The organism is Actinoallomurus acaciae, assembly GCF_042429965.1.
GTDB classification, from domain to species: Bacteria; Actinomycetota; Actinomycetes; order Streptosporangiales; family Streptosporangiaceae; genus Actinoallomurus; species Actinoallomurus acaciae.
In genome coordinates this window covers 1-1165 of the sequence record NZ_JBHLZP010001078.1, presented here as the reverse complement: position 1 = coordinate 1165, position 1165 = coordinate 1, and the positions used below count along the sequence as shown (strand labels likewise).

Here is a 1165-nt window from a genome sequence, read left to right as displayed (position 1 = left end):
GCACGGTCGGGTGCACGCCCTCGCTGTGCGTCGCGAGATAGACGAGCACCTCGGTGCAGATCTGGCGACGGCTCTCGTCGAGCGGCTCGGGCGCGTCGATCTCGATCGGGCCGAGCAGGCGGATGTCGACCGCGGGCTGCGTCTCGCCGCCCGGCGGCGTCGCCGGCGGCGGGTCGTCCGGGTCGCCGTACGGCACTCCCTCGGTGCGTCCGGCGGTGCGGAACAGCACGACGACCGCGCGGTAGTGCGGCTCGGGCACGAGCTGAGCGTCGACGTCGAACCCGAGCACACCGGCGCGCAGCCGGCCGTCGGCGGCGACGTCCCAGGTCCAGGTCGCGCCCGGGGTGTCGCCGGCCACGATGTAACCGGCCGCCATGCGCTGGCCGGTACGGGCGAGCGCCACGAGCCGCTCGGCCTCCTCCGGCGCGGGCGGCTCGGCCATGATCAGGTAGTGCGGCATCCACGCCTCGCCGAACACCCCACGGCAGCGGCCGGTCAGCACGGAGTCGGCGCCGGAGGCCTCGAGCGCCTGGCGTACCTCCTCGCTCCGCCCCTCCAGCTCGGGCAGTGCCTCGGCCAGCGACCGCACGACGCGGATGCGGTCGGGCGCGACCAGCGCCAGCTCCTCATCGAAGCCGACCAGCGTGATCCGCATGTGGTCCGACCAGCGGTTGGTGGCGAGTTCGACGGCGACTGCGGCGAGGACCGCGCGGCGTACGTCGTCGGGGCCGTGCAGTGCGATCAGGCCGTGCGCCGCCTCGAGGTCGACGAGGATCCGGCCGGTCTCGTTGGTGCCGATGGAGACCAGGCCGGGGTACGGCGCGAGCACGTCGGCGAAGTCGGCGGTGGCCATGCCGTCGAGCGCGGCCGAGGTCAGCCGCCACACCTGGCCGTTGTCGTACTCCTGCCAGGGCGCGGGCGGGTTGCGGTCGGCCGGGGCGATCCACAGGTCGAGGCTGTCGGCGCCGAGGTGCACGCCGTACACCGTGGGCAGCGTGCGGTCGTCGGCGGCGAGCGCGGCCGACATCTGCCGCAGGCCCAGGTCGAGCAGGCGGGTCGCCTCGATGTCGGCGCCCAGGCGCAGCGCGTGCTCGGCCGTGGCCGCCTCGCCCTCCGGGCGGGCGATCATCGTGCCGAAGGCGCGCCGCCAGAGCTGCTCGCGCCG

At 75.2% G+C, this 1165-nt stretch carries 1 pseudogene; it reads right to left on the bottom strand.

The annotated features are described in order from the left end of the window. Positions 1-1165: pseudogene (locus ACFFNX_RS50610) on the bottom strand (hypothetical protein); the annotation flags it as partial.